General features: G+C 62.3%; 1 pseudogene. It reads left to right on the top strand.

The annotated features are described in order from the left end of the window. Positions 1-101: 101 nt before the first annotated feature. Positions 102-409, top strand: a pseudogene (locus EOA27_RS40150) (amidohydrolase); the annotation flags it as partial.

Here is a 409-nt window from a genome sequence, read left to right as displayed (position 1 = left end):
GCGTGGAGGGTATTCGCAAGAGGCCTCAGGTGAACCGAATTTGCACGAGCCGGGAAAACATATCACTTTTTGATGAGCCGCTTCACTGCTTTTCTTGCACCATGGACAAACCGGTGACGAGTTCAGCGCAGGAAACCGCGCTTGCCTGCATCGACGGCATCCAGCCGCTGCTGTCGGCCTGGACGCGCACCATCTTCGATTTCGGCGAGACCGCCTGGCGCGAATATCAATCGGCGGCCTGGTATGTCGAGCGGCTGAAGCGCGAAGGCTTCTCGGTCGAGGAAGGCTCCGGCGGCATGCCGACGGCCTTCTGCGCCCACTGGACGAATGGCGACGGCCCGGTGATCGGCATGTATGGCGAGTATGACGCCGTGCCCGGCAACTGCCAGGACGCCGCGACGGTGAAGCG

Origin of the sequence: Mesorhizobium sp. M2A.F.Ca.ET.037.01.1.1, assembly GCF_003998075.1 — a bacterium.
In the GTDB taxonomy this organism is placed as follows: domain Bacteria; phylum Pseudomonadota; class Alphaproteobacteria; order Rhizobiales; family Rhizobiaceae; genus Mesorhizobium.
This window is presented reverse-complemented; position numbering and strand designations above follow the sequence as displayed.